Below are 19,054 nucleotides of genomic sequence, written 5' to 3'. Positions count from 1 at the left end.
CCTTTCACGGAGGTAACAGGGGTTCGAATCCCCTACGGGTCACTTTATATGGAGATTTAGCTCAGCTGGGAGAGCATCTGCCTTACAAGCAGAGGGTCGGGGGTTCGATCCCCTCAATCTCCACCATTCATTCTTTGAATGTGTATATAATGTATGTAAAATACAAATCATATAAGAATGTTGGGGATTAGCCAAGCGGTAAGGCAACGGACTTTGACTCCGTCATGCATAGGTTCAAATCCTATATCCCCAGCCATTTATATGAGCCATTAGCTCAGTTGGTAGAGCACCTGACTTTTAATCAGGGTGTCGAAGGTTCGAGCCCTTCATGGCTCACCATATAATCACATGCGCGTGTGGCGGAATTGGCAGACGCACTAGACTTAGGATCTAGCGTCCTTGACGTGGGGGTTCGAGTCCCTTCACGCGCATTGATTTTTGCGGACGTGGCTCAGCGGTAGAGCATCGCCTTGCCAAGGCGAGGGTCGCGGGTTCGATTCCCGTCGTCCGCTCCATATTTTGCGCCCTTAGCTCAGCTGGATAGAGCGTTTGACTACGAATCAAAAGGCCGGGAGTTCGAATCTCTCAGGGCGCGCCATTTAAATATCGGGATGTAGCTCAGCTTGGTAGAGCACCTGGTTTGGGACCAGGGGGTCGCATGTTCAAATCGTGTCATCCCGATACTTAATATGCGGGTGTAGTTCAATGGTAGAACTTCAGCCTTCCAAGCTGATAGCGTGGGTTCGATTCCCATCACCCGCTCCAATTATTTAACGTAAAGTCTGGTTCAGTAACTGGGCTTTTTTTTGTATATATAGATATAATTAAGGGATCATTAAGTGTATTACTGGATGTATGCTTGTTACTAGATTGTACTTGCTTTTATGCAATTGCAAATAAATATTGGATACATTGATTAACATATTGAAGCAATAAATCAGCTTATCCACTTGTTGAATTAATCAAGGAAATCTCTAGAAATACGACAAGAAAAGCAGTATTTTACATTAAAAGTTACAAAAAACCTGTATTTTCTATCACAAAACTAAAGATTTTCACTGATTTTTATTGTATTATGTTATGAAGGTGTCATTTTTTACGTAGAATTTGTAATTAGCTGGAGATAGGAGGATAAGCATGACAGAAATTATGGTAACCGCGAACAAAAGCAATTCTAACAACTTGTTGCGCCGGGATGTGCGGTTTCTTGGTAATATACTCGGGGAGGTTCTCGTTCATCAAGGAGGTAATGAACTTCTAGACGTGGTAGAAAAAATCCGTGAAACCAGTAAGGCTTTACGGGCCGAATATACGCCAGAGTTGTATCAAGAATTCCTTAGTATGATCAAGCAATTAGATTCTGAGAAGCGCCATCAAGTGATACGAGCTTTTGCAGTTTACTTTCAATTGGTGAACATTGCGGAACAGAACCACCGAATTCGTCGCAAACGTGACTACGAAAGATCTGCAGGAGAGACTGTGCAGCCAGGATCAATCGAAATGGCTGTTAAAACTTTGAAGGAAAAAGGGTTTGAATACAGTGATGTTGAAGAAATCCTAAGTTCTCTTTCACTTGAGCTTGTTATGACTGCGCATCCTACGGAAGCCATGCGTCGTGTTATTCTGGATATACATAAACGTATATCGGAAGATGTCATGCTATTAGATAATCCTATACTAACGCTCCGGGAACGTGAACAGCTGCGGGAGAAATTACTGAACGAAGTCATTACCCTGTGGCAAACGGACGAACTGAGAGATCGTAAACCTACTGTGCTTGATGAAGTAAGAAACGGAATGTACTATTTCCATGAAACACTATTCCATGTACTACCTGATGTTTATGAAGAACTAGAACGTTGCTTGCAAAAATATTACCCAGAAAATCGCTGGCATGTACCTACGTACCTGAGATTTGGCTCCTGGATTGGTGGAGACCGTGATGGAAATCCATCGGTAACTTCTGATGTGACTTGGGAGACACTCCGAGTGCAACGTAAGCTTGCTATACGCGAATATAAACGTATTCTAATTGAACTGATGGGAAATCTAAGTTTTAGCACTAATATCGTAAACGTATCGGAAGAATTAATGGCTTCTATTGAAGAGGATCGAAAACATGTTGTCATTAAGAAAGCAGACATATGGCGTAATGAGAAAGAACCTTACCGTATTAAACTTGCTTATATGATTACTAAACTAAGTAATATTCTGGATGAAAGCACATTGGGTCAGCCGGATCGGTATGACTCCCCAGAAGAATTAATTCGTGATTTGAAAGTGATCGATTGTAGCTTGCGTCATCATTATGCTGACTATGTTGCAGATACGTATATCAAGAAAACGATTCGCCAAGTAGAGCTTTTTGGATTCCACACTGCTACGTTAGATATTCGTCAGCACAGCCAAGAGCATGAAAATGCGATGACAGAAATTCTAGCTCATATGAATATTGTGGAAGATTATTCAGCGCTCAGCGAGGAAGAAAAGATTAATTTACTTGCTGATTTGCTCAATGATCCGCGTCCATTAACATCATCTCACTTTAAATACAGTGAGAATACACATGAATGCTTGGAAGTGTATCGTACCATCTACCGGGCTCAAAAAGAGTACGGAAAGAACTGCATAAATAGTTATCTGATTAGTATGACAAGAGGTGCAAGTGATCTGCTCGAAGTAATGGTCCTTGCTAAAGAAGTTGGGTTATACCGTATTGAACCTGACGGCACTGTTGTATGCTCAATTCAGTCGGTACCTTTATTTGAGACGATTGATGACTTACATGCTGCTCCGCAAATCATGAAACGACTATTTGATTTACCGGTATATCGCAGAAGTGTTCTAGCGAGAAATGACGTACAAGAAATCATGCTTGGATACTCCGACAGTAACAAAGATGGCGGGGTAGTTACAGCGAACTGGGAACTGCTTGTTGCGATGAATGATATTACGGCAATGAGTAAAGATTACGGAGTGAAGTTGAAATTCTTCCATGGACGCGGAGGAGCTCTTGGACGCGGAGGAATGACATTAAATCGTAGTATCCTGGCTCAGCCGTCTCATACCATAGGTGGAGGTATTAAAATTACTGAACAAGGAGAGGTTATCTCTTCTCGTTATTCACTTAAAGGTATTGCTTATCGCAGTCTAGAGCAAGCTACATCTGCACTATTAACATCAGCAACTGCTGCTCGTACAGAGAAAGTCGATGAAAAAGAAGCTGGGTGGAAAGAAATCATTAGAGAGATTTCCGAAGTTTCACTGGAAAAGTACCAAGATCTTATTTTCCGCGACAAAGATTTCTTCGCTTTCTTTAAAGAATCTACTCCTTTACCTGAGATTGGGGAATTAAACATCGGTTCTCGTCCATCTAAGCGTAAGAATAGTGACCGATTTGAGGACCTGCGTGCGATTCCATGGGTGTTTGCATGGACACAGAGCCGTTACCTCTTCCCGGCCTGGTACGCAGCTGGTACGGGCCTACAGAGTTTCTACCAAGGTAAGGAAGAGAACCTGAAGGTTCTACAAGATATGTATAATAACTATCCTTTCTTTAGTACCTTGATAGATACAGTACAAATGGCAGTAGCGAAAGCGGATATGAATATCTCAAAACAGTATACTTATATGGTTAAGGATGAAGAAGTACGTAATCGGATTGTGGGACTTATTAAAGAAGAATATAAGTTAACCAAAGATCTATTGCTTAAAGTAACGGGACAACAAGAAATTTTGGATAACGTACCTGTTATTCAAGAATCGATCCGTTTGCGGAATCCGTATGTTGATCCGTTAAGTTATCTCCAAGTACAACTGCTTGCAGAGCTACGTGAACTGCGTGAGCAAGACGGCGATGATGCGGAGCTGCTTCGTGAAGTGTTGTTAACCATCAATGGTATTGCTGCAGGACTACGAAATACAGGTTGATAAGTCGTTAAATACAAAACGAAATCATGACTATAGGTTTTTCAATTAACGGGGGATCTTGTAAAAGAGACCCCGTTTTTTTGTAATATTTTTAATGGATTCTTCGCTGAAATGGATTGCATTTTAGGTGTACATCGATTACGATTTGAATGATGTAGGTAAGCCAAATAGGGCGGTACGAAAGACCCATCAGCAAGTCTGGGGGAATAGATGGTGGACAATTTAGAAAAAAGGTTGGTCAAACTCATACTAAAGGGAGATCAGCGAGCTTTTGCTGAGCTTGTTGAGTTATACAAAGACAAATTATTTCATTTGGCTTATCGTATGCTCAATAATCGGCACGAAGCGGAAGATATTGTACAGGAAACTTTTTTACGGGTATATCGGAATATGGAGAAATATGATCCTGAACAGAAGTTTTCTACATGGATCTACCGTATTGCTACGAACTTGTGTATCGATAGGTTAAGAAGAAAGAAACCTTCGTATTCACTTGATGCGGAAATTGGTGAGCAGGAAGGCACAGATGGTTATGCCATGCTCCGAAGTGATGATCGGACTCCGGAAAGTGAAGCTCTGTTATCAGAGACACAACGGATTATCCGAGATGCTATTGAAACTTTGCCAGCAAAGTATAAATCCATTATGGTACTGCGCTATTTGCAGGATCTTTCTCTACAGGAGATTAGTGAAGTATTGGACATGCCGGTAACAACGATTAAGACAAGAGTACATAGGGGTCGTGAGTTTTTACGTAAAAAACTTGAATATAAGCTGTAGGTTGTTTTGTTATTTTTAAATTTAATGAAACGATCTTGATCGTCACTGCGTATAACATGAAAACGAGTCTTATGTTTAATACGTAGTTACGCAAACAAGTTATGATAAACGTGAGACTTCATAGATCTTGAGGAAAGGATATGCTCATATGGATTGCAATGAAATCACCTCTTTAATGCATGAATATTTAGATGATGAACTTTCGACTTCCCAGAAAAAGGGGCTCGAGAATCATTTGTCGATGTGTCCTGACTGCCGCATGCTTTTTAAAGAGTTAGAACAGACGGATATGCTACTTTATGCTATGAAACATTATTCCCCGTCTGCTTCAGATGAGCTGACTGATCGGATCATGAGTGCTGTACCACAACCGAAGAAGCAGCAACCTTGGCTGAAATGGGTGAAACGACATCCTGCATTTACTGCTGCTGCTGTATTTTTGTTAGTCATGTTGTCCAGTACTCTTAGCTTCTGGGATCAGAGCGATCAGCTGATCGTTAAAGGCAGTGATCTGGATCAAATCGTAATTGAAGGGAATAATGTTATTATTCCAGAAGGTAAGTCTATAAACGGCGATTTAACCGTGGAAAATGGAACAGCTCAGATATACGGCAACGTAGAAGGGAATCTTACGGTTATTGATGGTTCTTACAATATGCAAGCTTCTACAGCACATGTCTCCGGGCAGATCAAGAGCATAGACCAGGCACTTGATTGGATTTGGTATAAGGTAACAAACATCATGTCTGTTGTAGCGTATCGCTAAGAAGGTATTTATTGGTATTCGTTAAGCTATATCTTATAAACATTACCAGGGCACCTCGACTGCGAGGGGCTCTTTTTTTCATAGAACAGGGCATATTTATAATAAATGGGTAATTTGATGGTTGCTCGCTTGCAAGTTGTACTTTAACGTTATAACCTAGATATAAAGAAGAACATACTATAACTACAACTTAAATAGCGCGTAGCGTTTACTCAACAAGGGGATAACGGGGGCAAAAGGATGAACTATTTTGCGGACTTAACATGGCAAGAGTCCATTAAAGACATTATAGATATATTAATTGTAGGCTACATTATATACCAAATCATCCTGCTTGTTCGGGGTACACGTGCTGTGCAATTGCTGAAGGGGATACTCTTACTTGTGGTGATTTGGGTTGTCAGTACCTGGTTTAATCTCTACACATTAAAGTGGCTCATGAACCAATTCTTTACGTTCAGTGTGGTTGGTCTATTCATCATCTTCCAACCTGAGCTCCGCCGTGCGCTTGAGCAGCTAGGACGAGGTAAATGGTTTAATCGGATCAGTGCAGATAATGAGGAATTTAGCAGGTTTACGAACGAATTAATTAAAGCCATCAACTACTGTTCTCGCCGAAAGATCGGAGCTTTAATTGTCTTTGAACGAGAAACGGGGCTCAATGAATACACGGAATCAGGTATTAAGATGAACTCTGTGTTAAGTTCGGAACTGCTCATTAATATATTCATTCCGAATACACCGCTACATGACGGGGCTGTTATTCTACAAGGGAAACAGATTGCGGCGGCAGCCTGTTATTTACCTTTATCAGAGAACCCTTTTATTAGTAAGGAACTTGGTACACGTCACAGGGCAGCCATCGGAGTCAGTGAAGTTGCCGATGCTGTTGCCATTGTCGTATCTGAAGAGACGGGTCAGATTTCACTTGCGATTAATGGTCAGGTGGTAAGAGATATTAAAGAAGAATCACTCATTTCCAAATTACATGAAGAACTTCGTCCATCTTCTACTCTTAAAGAGAAACGTAACCCGTTCTGGAAACGGAAGGGGGGACGTCAGTAATGGATAAATGGTTCAATAATAACAATTTTGCCAAAATATTGGCGCTCGCTGTCAGTCTTTTGTTGTGGGCTATGGTTCATTCGAACGATGTTACACCGACACCAACTACCAATACTTCCATAGAACCTCGTGCGATCGATAATGTCAAAATCGAAGCTTATGGAATTGATTCGTCTAAATATGTACTGACATCCATGAGTGAAACGGAAGTGGAAATGCAGGTTAGAGGTCAACGCTCAGTACTCACTTCTGTATTTACGGATGAATATAAAGTAAGACTGGATTTAAGCAATGTTGGTCCGGGCACTACGACGCTTCCTCTTAGTCATGTGGTTCCAAAAGGTGTGGAATTTGTGTCTATGGAACCTTCGAGTGTAACCGTTACGATTGAGGAATTATCGTCCCAAACTTTTGAAGTGAATGTGGTTACCACAGGAACACCGGCAGAGGGATATGCAGCAGGGACACCGGTTATTACGCCAAATGAACCTGTAAAAGTCACATTACCGGATAGTCAACTTGCTGCTGTCGGGAAAGTTCAAGGCACGGTTAATATTGATGGGGCAACTGAAAATGTAACTGAGAAAAAAGTGAAGTTAGCAGCTTATGATCTGGAAGGAAAAGAGATAGAAGGAGCGGTTATTGAACCAGCTGCAGTCTCTGTTGATATTCCGATAACTGAGGAGTTTGCTAAAGTTCCTTTAAAAATTCAGTATGAAGGTCAGCTCCCCGAAGGGCTTACTTTAGCCAAAGTGGATTCCAATGTGAGTGAGGTAACGTTGTTTGGAAGCCAAGAAGCACTAGTAGGGATAGAGTCCTATAGTGGAGTGACTTTGGACCTTAGCACACTAAAAGAGGCCGGTACAGAGACAATTAATGTGGACTTGACGCCGCCCTCTGGTTTTGAGAAAATCGAGCCGAGCTCCGTTGTACTTACGGTAACTGTTGTTGCATCGGAAGAATCGTCTGTTAGCGAAAAATTAATTCGTAACGTTCCCGTTACTCTTCAGGAACCTGGGGGCAGTTTCACTGCGACAATAACTCGTCCCCAGAGTGGAAATAAAGATATAACGGTTTCGGGTCCGAGTGATATGCTGGATAATGTTGATGCTAGTGATATTAAACTTGTTGCGGACGCGAGAAACCTCAAGGAAGGTAACCATGTAGTTGCGTTACAGGTAGAAGCACCTGAGTACGTGACGGTTAAATCTTCTTCGGCGGATCTTAAAGTTTCCATACAGGTTAAGGATGATTCGAAAGAAACGTCTACAACTCCGGCTGAACCTGAAACGAAGCCGGATGAAGATAGCGGAACGGAAGCACCGGATAATCAAGAATCCGAAGAGAATTCAAATAATGGAACCTCTGACGGGAGCACTGATGAAAATACGGAAAGCGATTCAGAAGAAAACGATAGCTCAGCTGGAGCAAATTTTTCATCACCGTAATAGAAACATTGTATAAGCCATTATAATTTTTTTTAAAAAGCAGATATGAAAACGAATTTTTGATAAAGATGATATAAAAAAAGAGGGGTAAACAAACAATGGGGAAATATTTTGGTACCGATGGAGTTCGTGGAGTTGCCAATAAAGAATTAACAGCTGAAATGGCCTACAGTATTGGCCGCTGTGGAGGTTATGTATTAGCTGGAGGAGTAGAACGTCCAAAAGTTGTGATTGGTATGGATACTCGAATCTCTGGACTCATGCTGGAATCTGCACTAATCGCTGGACTATTGTCCATTGGAGCAGATGTAATTCGTCTTGGTGTCGTTTCTACACCAGCAGTAGCGTATTTGACGCGAACTCTTAAAGCAGATGCGGGGGTAATGATCTCAGCTTCTCATAATCCGGTACAAGATAACGGCATCAAATTTTTTGGTGGCGATGGTTTTAAACTTTCTGATGAGACAGAGAATCGCATTGAAGAGTTGATGGATGCTTATGAAGATGAACTCCCACGTCCAATCGGGGGTAATTTAGGTGCGCTTACCGTTAATGATCATGCGAAATTCGAATATCTTGATTTCTTGAAAACGACAGTTTCATCCCGTTTTGATGGTTTGAAAATTGTTCTAGACTGTGCACATGGTGCAGCTTATGAGCTTGCTCCTAAGCTGTTTGCAGATCTTGGGGCTGAAGTGATTACAATTGGTGCTGAACCAACAGGCCTTAATATCAATGATCACTGTGGATCTACACACCCTGAGAAATTAAAAGAAGAAGTTCTGCGTCATGGTGCAGATCTTGGACTTGCCTTTGATGGTGATGCAGACCGTCTGATTGCCATTGATGAAACTGGTGCAGAAGTGGACGGGGACTTTATTCTGTGTATTTGCGGCGATGCAATGAACCGTGCAGGCAAATTAAAAGACGGAACCATCGTATCCACAGTTATGAGTAATATTGGATTCTATAAGGCAACTGAGAAATTAGGACTTAAAACGGCCAAAACTGCAGTCGGCGACCGTTACGTGATGGAAGAAATGCGCCGCGGGGGATATAACCTGGGCGGAGAACAATCCGGGCATGTAATCTTCCTTGATTACAACACAACGGGTGATGGTATGCTGACAGGTATTCAGCTGGTAAATACACTTAAAGAGTCTGGCAAAAAACTCAGTGAGCTTAAATCGATCATGAAACAATATCCTCAGGTTCTGGTGAATGTTCGTGTAGAAGACAAGAGTAAGTTTGAAGGAAATAAAGGCATTGAAGAAGCTATTGTTGCAGTAGAGAACAAGCTCGGTGATAACGGCCGTGTCCTAGTACGTGCATCTGGAACCGAGTCATTGATTCGTGTTATGGCAGAAGGTCCAGACCGTGACGAATTGGAACAATTTGTGGAGCAAATTGCAGTTGTCGTGAAAAAAGAGCTTTCTGTATAAACAAATAAGCTGTAAAAATGAGCCTGCGAGACTAATAATTGTTTCCCAGGCTCTCTTTTCTGGGTATAAATGATGAAAATTGATGTAAGGTATAAAGCGCCATTGCAAAACGTACATGAGATGCATATAATGAGTTGTGTGATTCAGATACAGAAAGTGAGGATCGTGAGGTTACAACGTTTTAAAAGCGCCAGAACTTGTGCCAGCGTACGGAACCAGTTGTTGTCATAACAATTGGACGGATGGGCAAGTTGACGAGGTGGAGGTGTTCGGATTGTTCGGCGGGGACCTCCCGGTATTCCACCATACCGCTAATTCGAGTACGGAAAAGAAACAGGTGACTGTTTTTACAACGAATCGATAGGTGATTAACTAAAATACAAAATTAGAACATGCACGAGGAGAGCATCTTTGCTTAATACTACATGAGGTTGATATGCATTCATCGTGACATGAAACACTATAGAAAATACGGATTAGCTAAAGTAGCTAGGTGCTATGATTTCAGGACATGGTCTTATGAAAAGCTGTGAAATTTACCGTAAAGGGTTTGTCACCCGCATATCAGACAACTATTTCCTCATGCTTATTTTTGCAAAGTATGCATCCATCTCCTTCGCATGATTCAAAATCGGAGGAATTTACCTATGTGTGGAATCGTTGGATATATCGGAACTAAAAATACGCAAAATGTATTAGTAGAAGGTTTGAAGAAATTGGAGTACCGTGGTTATGATTCTGCGGGAATCGCTGTTTTTACTCCAAATGGTCTTCAAATTAAAAAAACAATTGGTCGTCTTGCAAACCTGGAAGCAAAACTGGAAACAGCTCCGCTGCAAGGGAATGCAGGAATTGGACATACACGTTGGGCTACTCATGGTAAGCCTTCGGATGAAAACTCTCATCCGCATACAGATAACAGCATGAAATTCTCTGTAGTTCATAACGGGATTATTGAGAACTACTTGGAACTGAAAGATGAATTGATCAGCGAAGGATGCAACTTTACTTCTGAAACGGATACAGAAGTTATTTCTCACTTGGTTGCACGTGAATATGACGGCGATATCGTAAAAGCAGTACAAAAAGCGATTAAACACCTGCGTGGTGCTTTTGCACTTGGAGTACTTACTGAGTATGAGCCAGATAAATTGGTTGCTGTTCGTCAAGCAAGCCCACTGATCATTGGTATTGGTGAAGGCGAGAACTTTATTGGTTCTGACATTCCAGCAATTCTCGAATATACTCGTAATGTGTATATCCTAAATGACGGTGAAATGGCAGTACTGACAAAGGATTCTGTCGAATTGATGACAATCGAAGGGAATTTTATTTCTCGGGAAATGACTCGTGTCGATTGGGACGCTGTTACAGCTGAGAAAAACGGATTCGATCACTTCATGTTGAAAGAAGTTTACGAACAGCCAAAAGCATACCGTGAAACAATGCTTGGCCGTATTTCTGAAGATCATAAAAAGATTGTTCTTCCTGATCTGAATTTGACAGAAGAGCAAATTAAAAATATTAAAAACATTCAAATCATTGCATGCGGAACTGCATACCACGCTGGTCTTGTAGGACGTACAATGATTGAACAACTGGCACGTATTCCGGTAGAAACAGATGTGGCTTCCGAGTATCGTTACCGTTCACCAATCGTGAACTCTGACACACTCGTAATTGTTGTCAGCCAGTCTGGTGAAACTGCAGATACGCTTGCTGCACTCCGTGAAGCTCAAGCAAACGGTGCACACGTACTTGCAATTACCAACGTAGTAGGAAGCTCTATCGCTCGTGATGCGAACGATGTACTTGCTACACTTGCAGGTCCAGAAATTGCTGTTGCTTCAACCAAAGCTTACAGCTCCCAGCTTATTGCATTTGCACTCTTTAGCTTGTATCTTGCACAAGTTCGTGGAACACAAACAGAAGAGACAATTGCAAACATTATTGCAGCAATGCAAGCTCTGCCTGAGCAAGTTGAGCAAATGCTTGAACAAGCAGACACAATCAAAGAATATGCAGAGCAAATCTCCACACACAAGAACCTGTTCTTCATCGGCCGTGGCGTTGACTACGCTGTAGCACAAGAAGGTTCCTTGAAACTGAAAGAGATCTCTTATATTCACTCTGAAGCTTATGCAGCTGGAGAATTGAAACACGGAACACTTGCTTTGATCGAAGAAGGTATTCCTGTTATTGCTCTAGCTACACAAGAAGATGTTCTTGAGAAAACAGTAAGTAACATCAAAGAAGTGAAAGCACGCGGTGCGGATGTTATGGTTATTACCCATGAAGAGAATGTAGCAACTCTTCTTAAATCCGTAGATCAAGCTTATGCAATTCCTAAAACATTGCCAATCTTGACTCCAACACTAGCTGTTGTACCACTTCAATTGCTTGCTTACTACGCATCTCTTGCTCTGGGTCTTGATGTGGATAAACCACGTAACCTTGCGAAGAGTGTAACTGTAGAATAGTCTAGATTAAAGTCAATGTGATGTTTGATGTGAGAAGGAAATAAACTCATATCAGTGATCCCAAACTTGTATTAAAGCAAATAAAGTCATATCAAAGCTGAGCAGATCCAGGATTATTTCCTGGCATTTGCTCGGCTTTTCTTTTGTTTCAGGGGAAAGGGATTAGGGATAGGGCTATTCCCGCACCCTTTAGCCGAATCTTTTCCCTGTCTTTTACCTGACCTTTGATACGACTTTATTTGCTCAAATTGTCAGATAATTTAGGGTGAATAGGTGAAAAGGGTGTAGTGGCGGTTTTTTTTGAAGGTGAGGAGATTGGAGGAGGAGCAATACGACTTTATTTTCGTTACATACGTGTTACGAGCTTCCTACTCCTTTAACGCCTTCGTAAATGCTGTAATATAAAATCATTACCTAAAAAGTAAATGTAATTAAGTAACCTTCATCGTTGTTCAGTGCATGAATCTGACGGCTTCAAAGGATGAAGCCGTCAGCATTATATTAAAGCAGCCTCTTCCTATATTCTGAGGGCGTACAGTTTTTTATTTGTTTGAAAATTTTTGAGAATAAAAGTACATCTTTATACCCTACCGACCGCGCAATATCTCCGATTTTAAGTGAAGAATTGGCTAATAAAAAACATGATTTTTCGATTCTTAGATTCAGTAAAAATTGTTGGGGCGATTTATTAAGGTATTGCTTAAATAACCGGTGCAGATAGGAACGATCAATGGAAATATGTTTAGCCACATCATTTACAGTAATATGGTTTGCATAATTTTGTTCAATGAATTGAAGCGCATCTTCAATATACTTCTGTTGTTTTACTTCACTAGTAATTTCACGATTCGGATAAAGCTCACATAATACATAGAAAAATTCATAGAGCTTTGATGTCAGCAGCAGGTCTTTATTAGAAATCAGTGCCGTCATACTTATAATGCTTTTCATACAATCAGCCAGACTGTGCGTTTGCTCAAACGTGAAGATGGGATTGTCTGTAGATAAACTTGTCCTGTTCAGATATTCTTTTGCTTTTACCCCGCTAAAACCAATCCAAATATATTCCCAAGGGTCATCCGCATCTGCTTCATAATAAATTAAAGTGTTTGGCTCTATTAAGAAGGCTTCTTGTGGACCGAGCTGATAAGTTTTGTCTTGTACTTTAAAAACACCTTTTCCTTTTAATACATAGTGAATCATATACCCGCTGCGAATCGCTGGGCCATATGAATGTTTTCCCTCGCAAGCTTCTCTACCGCATGTGTACAAGTTAAGATCTAGATTACTGTAGGAATGATTAGAAAAATGATTAGAAAAACTCGAGGTCATTCTTGTCCCCTCCATTAATAATGCTAGAAAGTTATCACATAGTTTAATACTCAATCTACATTATTCCATATTTATTTTCAATGTAAAGTTATAAAATAAAACTATATTAAATCTAGTATAAAAACGATATCCTTGCTTTTATCAAGAGTACGCAATAGTTAAAACGCTTTCTTATCATTTTTATATTTTTCATTATCTCGTTTTATTCGTTGCGAAATAGATTATGAGGAATAACAAATACTACATTATTTACTATTCAGTTCTGCTATCTATTATCTAAGGTATATCAATGACTATTTAACTTGAAGGAGGATTTTATGGCAATTCACATCAATAACGAGCAGCTTTTATTTCATCTGCAAGGGAAAAATACAAGTTATGTAATGCAGGTTGTTCGGGATGGATATTTAGCACATTTATATTGGGGGAAAAGAGTTCACACCTATCGTGGAAGCAACAAAATTATTTATATGGATAGAGGGTTTTCTCCTAATCCTGACGCATCTGATCGAACATTTTCACTCGATACGCTGCCTCAAGAATATCCCGCTTATGGGAATGGGGATTTTAGAATTCCGGCTTATCAAATCCAGCTAAATAATGGCTCAACGATAACGGATCTTCGTTATAAAGAATACAAATTGTATAAAGGAAAGCCTAAATTAGAAGGATTGCCATCTACTTATGTAGAGGATGAGAATGAGGCAGAAACACTGGAGCTTATCATGGAGGATAAGCTGCTGGGATTGACTGTGACATTAACCTATAGCCTGTACCCGGAATTAGATGTAATCACAAGGTCGGTTCATTTTAACAATGAAGGGTCACAAAATTTGAAGATGCTTCGGGCGCTGAGTGCAAGCGTTGATTTTCGGGATGATGAGTATGAATTAATTACACTATATGGTGCTCATAACAATGAAAAAAATATGGAGAGACGCAGAATTGTTCCAGGGATTCAGTTAGTTGATAGCTGCCGGGGGGCGAGCAGTCCTCAACAAGCACCATTTTTATCATTAGTAAGAAAAGGGACCGATGAAGATCAAGGGGAAGTGTATGCATTTAACCTTGTTTATAGTGGGAATTTCACAGCTCAAGTTCAGGTAGACCCCTATCGAAATACAAGAGTATCTATAGGTATAAATCCTTTTGATTTCTCATGGTTATTAGAACCGGGAGAAACCTTTCAAACTCCTGAAGTTGTAATGGCTTACACAGCAAATGGGCTGGGGGATATGTCTAGAATCTTTCATGAGCTATACAGTAAAAGATTATGCCGCGGAACATTCCGGGATAAGCTAAGGCCTATACTCATTAATAACTGGGAAGCTACGTATTTTGATTTTAATGCGGAAAAAATTGAAGAAATTGCGGTAGAAGCAAAAAAGGCAGGTATAGAGCTGCTTGTATTAGATGATGGTTGGTTTGGAAAAAGAGACGATGATAACAGTTCACTAGGGGATTGGGTCGTCGATCAGCGTAAACTTCCAAACGGATTATTAGATCTTGCCAATCGGATTTGTGAGCTCGGCCTGGAGTTTGGATTATGGTTTGAGCCTGAAATGATTTCAATTGACAGCGACTTATATAGAAAACACCCAGATTGGTGTCTGCATGTAGAAGATCGTCCGCACACACTAGGCCGGAATCAACTTGTTTTGGATTTATCGCGTGAGGAAGTGTGTCAATACGTTATTGAATCTGTATCAGATGTTTTAGCAAGTGCACCGATTACCTATGTGAAATGGGACATGAATCGGCATATGACAGATATAGGATCAGCTGCGCTGCCACCAGAAAGACAACGTGAAACTGCTCACCGTTATATGCTAGGTCTGTACAAGGTAATGGAAGAAATCACATCGAGATTCCCTAATATATTGTTTGAAAGTTGTTCTAGTGGTGGAGGGCGTTTTGACCCAGGAATGCTTTACTATATGCCGCAAACGTGGACAAGTGATAATACAGATGCGATGTGTAGACTTAAGATTCAATATGGTACAAGTCTCGTTTATCCGCCGATTACCATGGGTGCGCATGTATCCACTGTACCTAATCACCAAGTGGGAAGAATAACTCCCCTGGAGACAAGAGGACATGTCGCAATGGCTGGAAACTTTGGTTACGAGCTAGATCTCACCAAATTAACAGATCAAGAAAAAGAGGAAATCAAAAATCAAGTTGCTTTATATAAAGAGATTCGGCCGATTATCCAATTCGGTAAATTTCATCGAATACTCAGTCCATTTGAAGGAAATGAAGCTGCATGGAACTTTGTTTCCGAGGATCAATCAGAAGTAGTAGCTAGTTATTTCAAAGTGCTCTCGCAACCAGGTGCTTCCCTTCGAACCCTCAAATTCAAAGGGCTCAATCCAGACTATATTTATAAAAATGTCGAGACGGGTGAGCTATTTGGTGGAGACGAGCTAATGAATGCAGGGATTACACTGCCAAGGATCAAGCAAGACTTTCTAAGTATGTTCTGGAGATTTACAAAACATCATAATTGAGCAGTCAGGAAAGAGGGAAAAGCGACATGAAAGACAAAAAGAAACAATACAAAACGATATCGGAAGAGATATTAGAGAATATAGGGGGAAAAGAAAATATAGCCGGGGTCGCACATTGTGCGACTCGACTAAGAATCGTATTAGAAGACAATGATAAAGCTGATTTAAAGAAAGTAGAAAATATAGATTTAGTTAAAGGGGTCTTTATAGCTGGAGATCAGCTTCAAATTATTTTTGGTGCAGGCTTAGTAAACGACATTTATGCTGTGTTCTCTAAGCTCACAGAAACAGAAAATATGTCCCTAAGTGATGTGAAGACAAAGTCTTCTCAGAAACAGAATTTTTTCCAGCAAGCAATCAAATCTTTATCTGATGTATTTATTGAGATTATGCCTGGCATCCTTGCCGCTGCACTATTAATGGGGATTACAGGTTTGTTAGGACAACAGGGGTTATTTGGAGAAAAATCAGTTATAGAAATGTACCCGGCTTTAGAAGGGATTAACCGGCTGCTGTCGATTGTATCTTCTGGAATATTCACCATATTACCATTGTTAGTAGCGTATTCTGCAACTAAAAGATATGGCGGTAGACCCATTCTTGGATTAGTTATTGGCGCGATCATGCTGCATCCGAACTTAGCAGATGCTTATGAAGTAGCTAAAGGCAATGTTGATCCTGAGGTTATTAATATTTTTGGGTTAAATATTGAACTTGTTGGATTTCAAGGCGGTATAATTATTGCTTTAATGATGGGATATGTAGTAGCCAAACTAGATCAGTTCTTTATTAAAAAAGTACCTGACATGATCAAGTTGTTTTTAGCACCGATGTTAACTGTACTCGTTTCTTCTATACTATTATTTACAATCATCGGGCCGCTTGGCCGCGAATTAGCTCAATTGGTAACCACTTCATTATTATGGACTACACAAAACTTAGGCATCTTTGGATATATGATCTTTGCAGGAATTCAGCAAATCATCGTAATTACAGGGTTACACCATGTTATAGGTGCGGTAGAAGCACAGCTTCTTATCGATACAGGGCGAAACTTTATAAATCCATTAATGTCGGTAGCTTTGTTTGGACAAGGAGGAGCGGTACTAGGATATGTCCTTTTACATCGTAAAAATACGAAAGTAAAAGAACTTGGGATTTCAGCATTTGGCTCCGTCTTATTTGGTGTTTCAGAGCCAGCTATTTTTGGGGTCACTTTAAAATACAAATTCCCGCTGATCGCTGGATGTATTGGAGGAGCGATTGCAGGTGGTTATGTATATTTAGCTAAGCTTACTTCAATTGGATTTGGAACCACGGCTCTTCCGGGATTAGCTATTGTATCTGCTGAAAATAACGGGCATCTTCATTACATTATCGCTCATTTGATCGCATTAACATGTGGTGCTTTATTCACTATAATATACGGGAACATTAACAAGAAAAAGACAGAACTTAGCTCATAACAGGATAGTACAAATAAATAAAGTCCTTGATGGCGAAGCGGATTTAACAAATCTATAAACAAAGACTTGTTGAAAGCGCTTCGCTATAAGGATGATTCTGGTTTTATTTAAAGGAGTTAATTATATGGATTGGACGAGAGAACAGAGATACCGAAAAATAGAAGAAGTTAGTCCAGAGGAAATAAATAACCTGAAAAATAAAGTTAACCATTGTCCATGGCGGCAAACGTTTCATATTCAACCGGAAACCGGGCTTTTGAATGATCCGAACGGGTTCTCTTATTATAATGGGGAATATCATTTATTTTATCAGTGGTTTCCACTTGGGCCAGTACATGGACTGAAATATTGGTATCATACCAAATCTAAAAATCTTGTTCACTGGGAGAACGTTGGAATAGGAATAACACCTGGAGATGAATTTGACAGTCATGGGGCTTATTCAGGAAGTGCTATCGAGCATAATGATAAATTACATTTAATTTATACAGGGAATACACGGGATGAGCAGTGGATAAGATATCCTTATCAATGTATGGCAATCATGAATCAGCAAGGGGAAATTTCCAAAAAACTTGATAAACCTGTTATTGCTGATGTTCCTGCCGGATATACAGATCATTATCGAGATCCAAAGGTTTGGAAAACAGGCGATACTTTCTATCTTGTTATCGGAGCACAGAGAGTCAATAAAACAGGCTGTGTAGTCTTATACAGTTCGGCGGATCTATTAACTTGGGAGTTTGAAGGGGAAATCAAGACAAAGTTAGATTCCTTCGGTTACATGTGGGAGTGTCCCGATTATTTTGAACTTCAAGATCAAGGAGTACTCATTTTCTCACCACAAGGCTTAGAGCCAGAGGGAGACCAATTCCATAATATTTATCAATCGGGTTATGTCCTTGGTGCGAAGCTCGATTTACAGAGTAGAGTATTACAGCATGGTGACTTCATAGAGCTTGATCGAGGTTTTGATTTTTATGCTCCGCAAACCATGATAGATCCAGAAGAGCGCCGAATCCTTGTTGGATGGATGGGCTTACCGGATATTGAATATCCAACGGACCGGAATGAGTGGGCACATTGCCTCACATTACCGAGACAGCTATTTATTCGGGATGGTAAGTTGGTACAACAGCCGGTTAAGGAGCTTCAGGCTCTTCGCCAACACAAATATGAAGCAGAAGGTACACTTTTTGATGAAACAAAAATGGTTGATGGGTTTAAGGGAACCACTTATGAATTGATTTGTGAATTTGAACAAGCAGATGCAATGACGTTTGGAATTGAATTTCGCGCAAGCAGTGAAGAAAAAACAGTAATTAAATATGACGTTTCTCAGAAAAAAGTAATCCTTGACCGTACTTTATCAGGCGAAGAGGTGGGTGCCGCTTATGGAACAACAAGATCGTGTAATTTGGAGGCAGACAAAATAAAATTCCACTTATTTGTTGATTCCTCTTCGGTAGAAATTTTTGTGAATGACGGTATTGAGGTATTTACAAGTCGGATTTTCCCCGGTCAAGACAGCAAAGATATTCGCTTTTTTGTAACAGAGGGAAGCGTGAATTTCAAAGCCGTTAAGTGGGATTACTAAGAAATTCTAATTTGGAAATCAAGAAATAATAAGCTTCATACTGACAAGTAACTGGACTCAAAAGGAGAAAGATCATGAATCCAGTTGAAATCGAAGTATTCGTAATAGAGTCGAGTAGATCCAGGACTATTTCCTGACATTTGCTCGGCTCTTCTTGTCCTTTAATACGACGGTATTTTTCGCTTTATAACTAAGTTAGAAACTGACAGGAATAGGTGAAGAAGCATACAATTATATT

Annotated in this window: 11 protein-coding genes and 8 tRNA genes; 18 read left to right on the top strand and 1 reads right to left on the bottom strand. The window is 40.3% G+C overall.

The window, feature by feature from the left end:
• The first annotated feature begins 50 nt into the window (after positions 1–50).
• The 15 genes from KJS58_RS18800 to glmS all read left to right on the top strand — a co-directional run bounded on the left by KJS58_RS18800 (position 51) and on the right by glmS (position 11,911).
• A tRNA-Val gene (locus KJS58_RS18800) sits at positions 51–126 on the top strand.
• Positions 127–181: 55 nt separating this feature from the next.
• A tRNA-Gln gene (locus tag KJS58_RS18795) sits at positions 182–256 on the top strand.
• 7 nt (positions 257–263) lie between these two features.
• Positions 264–339: transfer RNA gene (locus KJS58_RS18790), tRNA-Lys, on the top strand.
• Positions 340–350: 11 nt separating this feature from the next.
• Positions 351–431, top strand: a tRNA-Leu gene (locus tag KJS58_RS18785).
• Positions 432–440: 9 nt separating this feature from the next.
• A tRNA-Gly gene (locus KJS58_RS18780) sits at positions 441–515 on the top strand.
• Between the two features lie 6 nt (positions 516–521).
• Positions 522–598, top strand: a tRNA-Arg gene (locus KJS58_RS18775).
• A gap of 9 nt (positions 599–607) precedes the next feature.
• Positions 608–681 (top strand) — tRNA-Pro (locus tag KJS58_RS18770).
• A gap of 10 nt (positions 682–691) precedes the next feature.
• A tRNA-Gly gene (locus KJS58_RS18765) sits at positions 692–765 on the top strand.
• 372 nt (positions 766–1,137) lie between these two features.
• A complete protein-coding gene (gene ppc, locus KJS58_RS18760; RefSeq protein WP_213534784.1) occupies positions 1,138–3,930 on the top strand; it encodes a phosphoenolpyruvate carboxylase in 2,793 nt (930 codons plus the stop codon).
• 213 nt (positions 3,931–4,143) lie between these two features.
• Positions 4,144–4,710, top strand: coding sequence for an RNA polymerase sigma factor SigW (sigW, locus tag KJS58_RS18755; RefSeq protein ID WP_213534782.1), 567 nt, complete (start codon positions 4,144–4,146; stop codon positions 4,708–4,710).
• Between the two features lie 148 nt (positions 4,711–4,858).
• Positions 4,859–5,476, top strand: a complete 618-nt coding sequence (locus KJS58_RS18750) for a zf-HC2 domain-containing protein (RefSeq protein ID WP_213534780.1) — start codon at positions 4,859–4,861, stop codon at positions 5,474–5,476.
• Positions 5,477–5,716: 240 nt separating this feature from the next.
• Positions 5,717–6,541 (top strand): diadenylate cyclase CdaA, encoded by an 825-nt coding sequence (gene cdaA, locus KJS58_RS18745; RefSeq protein ID WP_191803887.1) that lies wholly within the window; start codon positions 5,717–5,719, stop codon positions 6,539–6,541.
• Positions 6,541–7,989, top strand: coding sequence for a CdaR family protein (locus KJS58_RS18740; protein ID WP_213534778.1), 1,449 nt, complete (start codon positions 6,541–6,543; stop codon positions 7,987–7,989). The genes cdaA and KJS58_RS18740 overlap by 1 nt, the downstream gene beginning before the upstream one ends.
• A gap of 98 nt (positions 7,990–8,087) precedes the next feature.
• Entirely contained in the window at positions 8,088–9,431 is a 1,344-nt protein-coding gene (glmM, locus tag KJS58_RS18735) for a phosphoglucosamine mutase (RefSeq protein WP_213534776.1), read from the top strand.
• A gap of 647 nt (positions 9,432–10,078) precedes the next feature.
• On the top strand, positions 10,079–11,911 hold the full coding sequence (gene glmS / locus KJS58_RS18730; RefSeq protein ID WP_213534774.1) for a glutamine--fructose-6-phosphate transaminase (isomerizing): 1,833 nt from the start codon (positions 10,079–10,081) through the stop codon (positions 11,909–11,911).
• Between the two features lie 501 nt (positions 11,912–12,412).
• On the opposite strand, the gene KJS58_RS18725 is transcribed toward glmS, so the two are convergent.
• A complete protein-coding gene (locus KJS58_RS18725) occupies positions 12,413–13,243 on the bottom strand; it encodes an AraC family transcriptional regulator (protein ID WP_213534773.1) in 831 nt (276 codons plus the stop codon).
• A 317-nt stretch (positions 13,244–13,560) separates the two neighbouring features.
• Between KJS58_RS18725 and KJS58_RS18720 the strand changes: the two genes are divergently transcribed.
• The 3 genes from KJS58_RS18720 (at position 13,561) to KJS58_RS18710 (ending at position 18,816) form a co-directional block, all read left to right on the top strand.
• Positions 13,561–15,753: an alpha-galactosidase gene (locus tag KJS58_RS18720; protein ID WP_213534771.1), complete on the top strand. Its 2,193-nt coding sequence runs from the start codon at positions 13,561–13,563 to the stop codon at positions 15,751–15,753.
• A gap of 26 nt (positions 15,754–15,779) precedes the next feature.
• Positions 15,780–17,219: a PTS transporter subunit EIIC gene (locus KJS58_RS18715; RefSeq protein WP_213534769.1), complete on the top strand. Its 1,440-nt coding sequence runs from the start codon at positions 15,780–15,782 to the stop codon at positions 17,217–17,219.
• Positions 17,220–17,343: 124 nt separating this feature from the next.
• Complete coding sequence (locus KJS58_RS18710; RefSeq protein ID WP_213534767.1) at positions 17,344–18,816, top strand: glycoside hydrolase family 32 protein; 1,473 nt, start codon at positions 17,344–17,346, stop codon at positions 18,814–18,816.
• The last annotated feature ends 238 nt before the right edge of the window (positions 18,817–19,054 follow it).

Source organism: Paenibacillus sp. J45TS6, assembly GCF_018403285.1.
Taxonomy (GTDB): Bacteria; Bacillota; Bacilli; order Paenibacillales; family Paenibacillaceae; genus Paenibacillus.
Note: the sequence above shows the minus strand (reverse complement) of the source record. Positions and strands in the feature narration are given on the sequence as shown.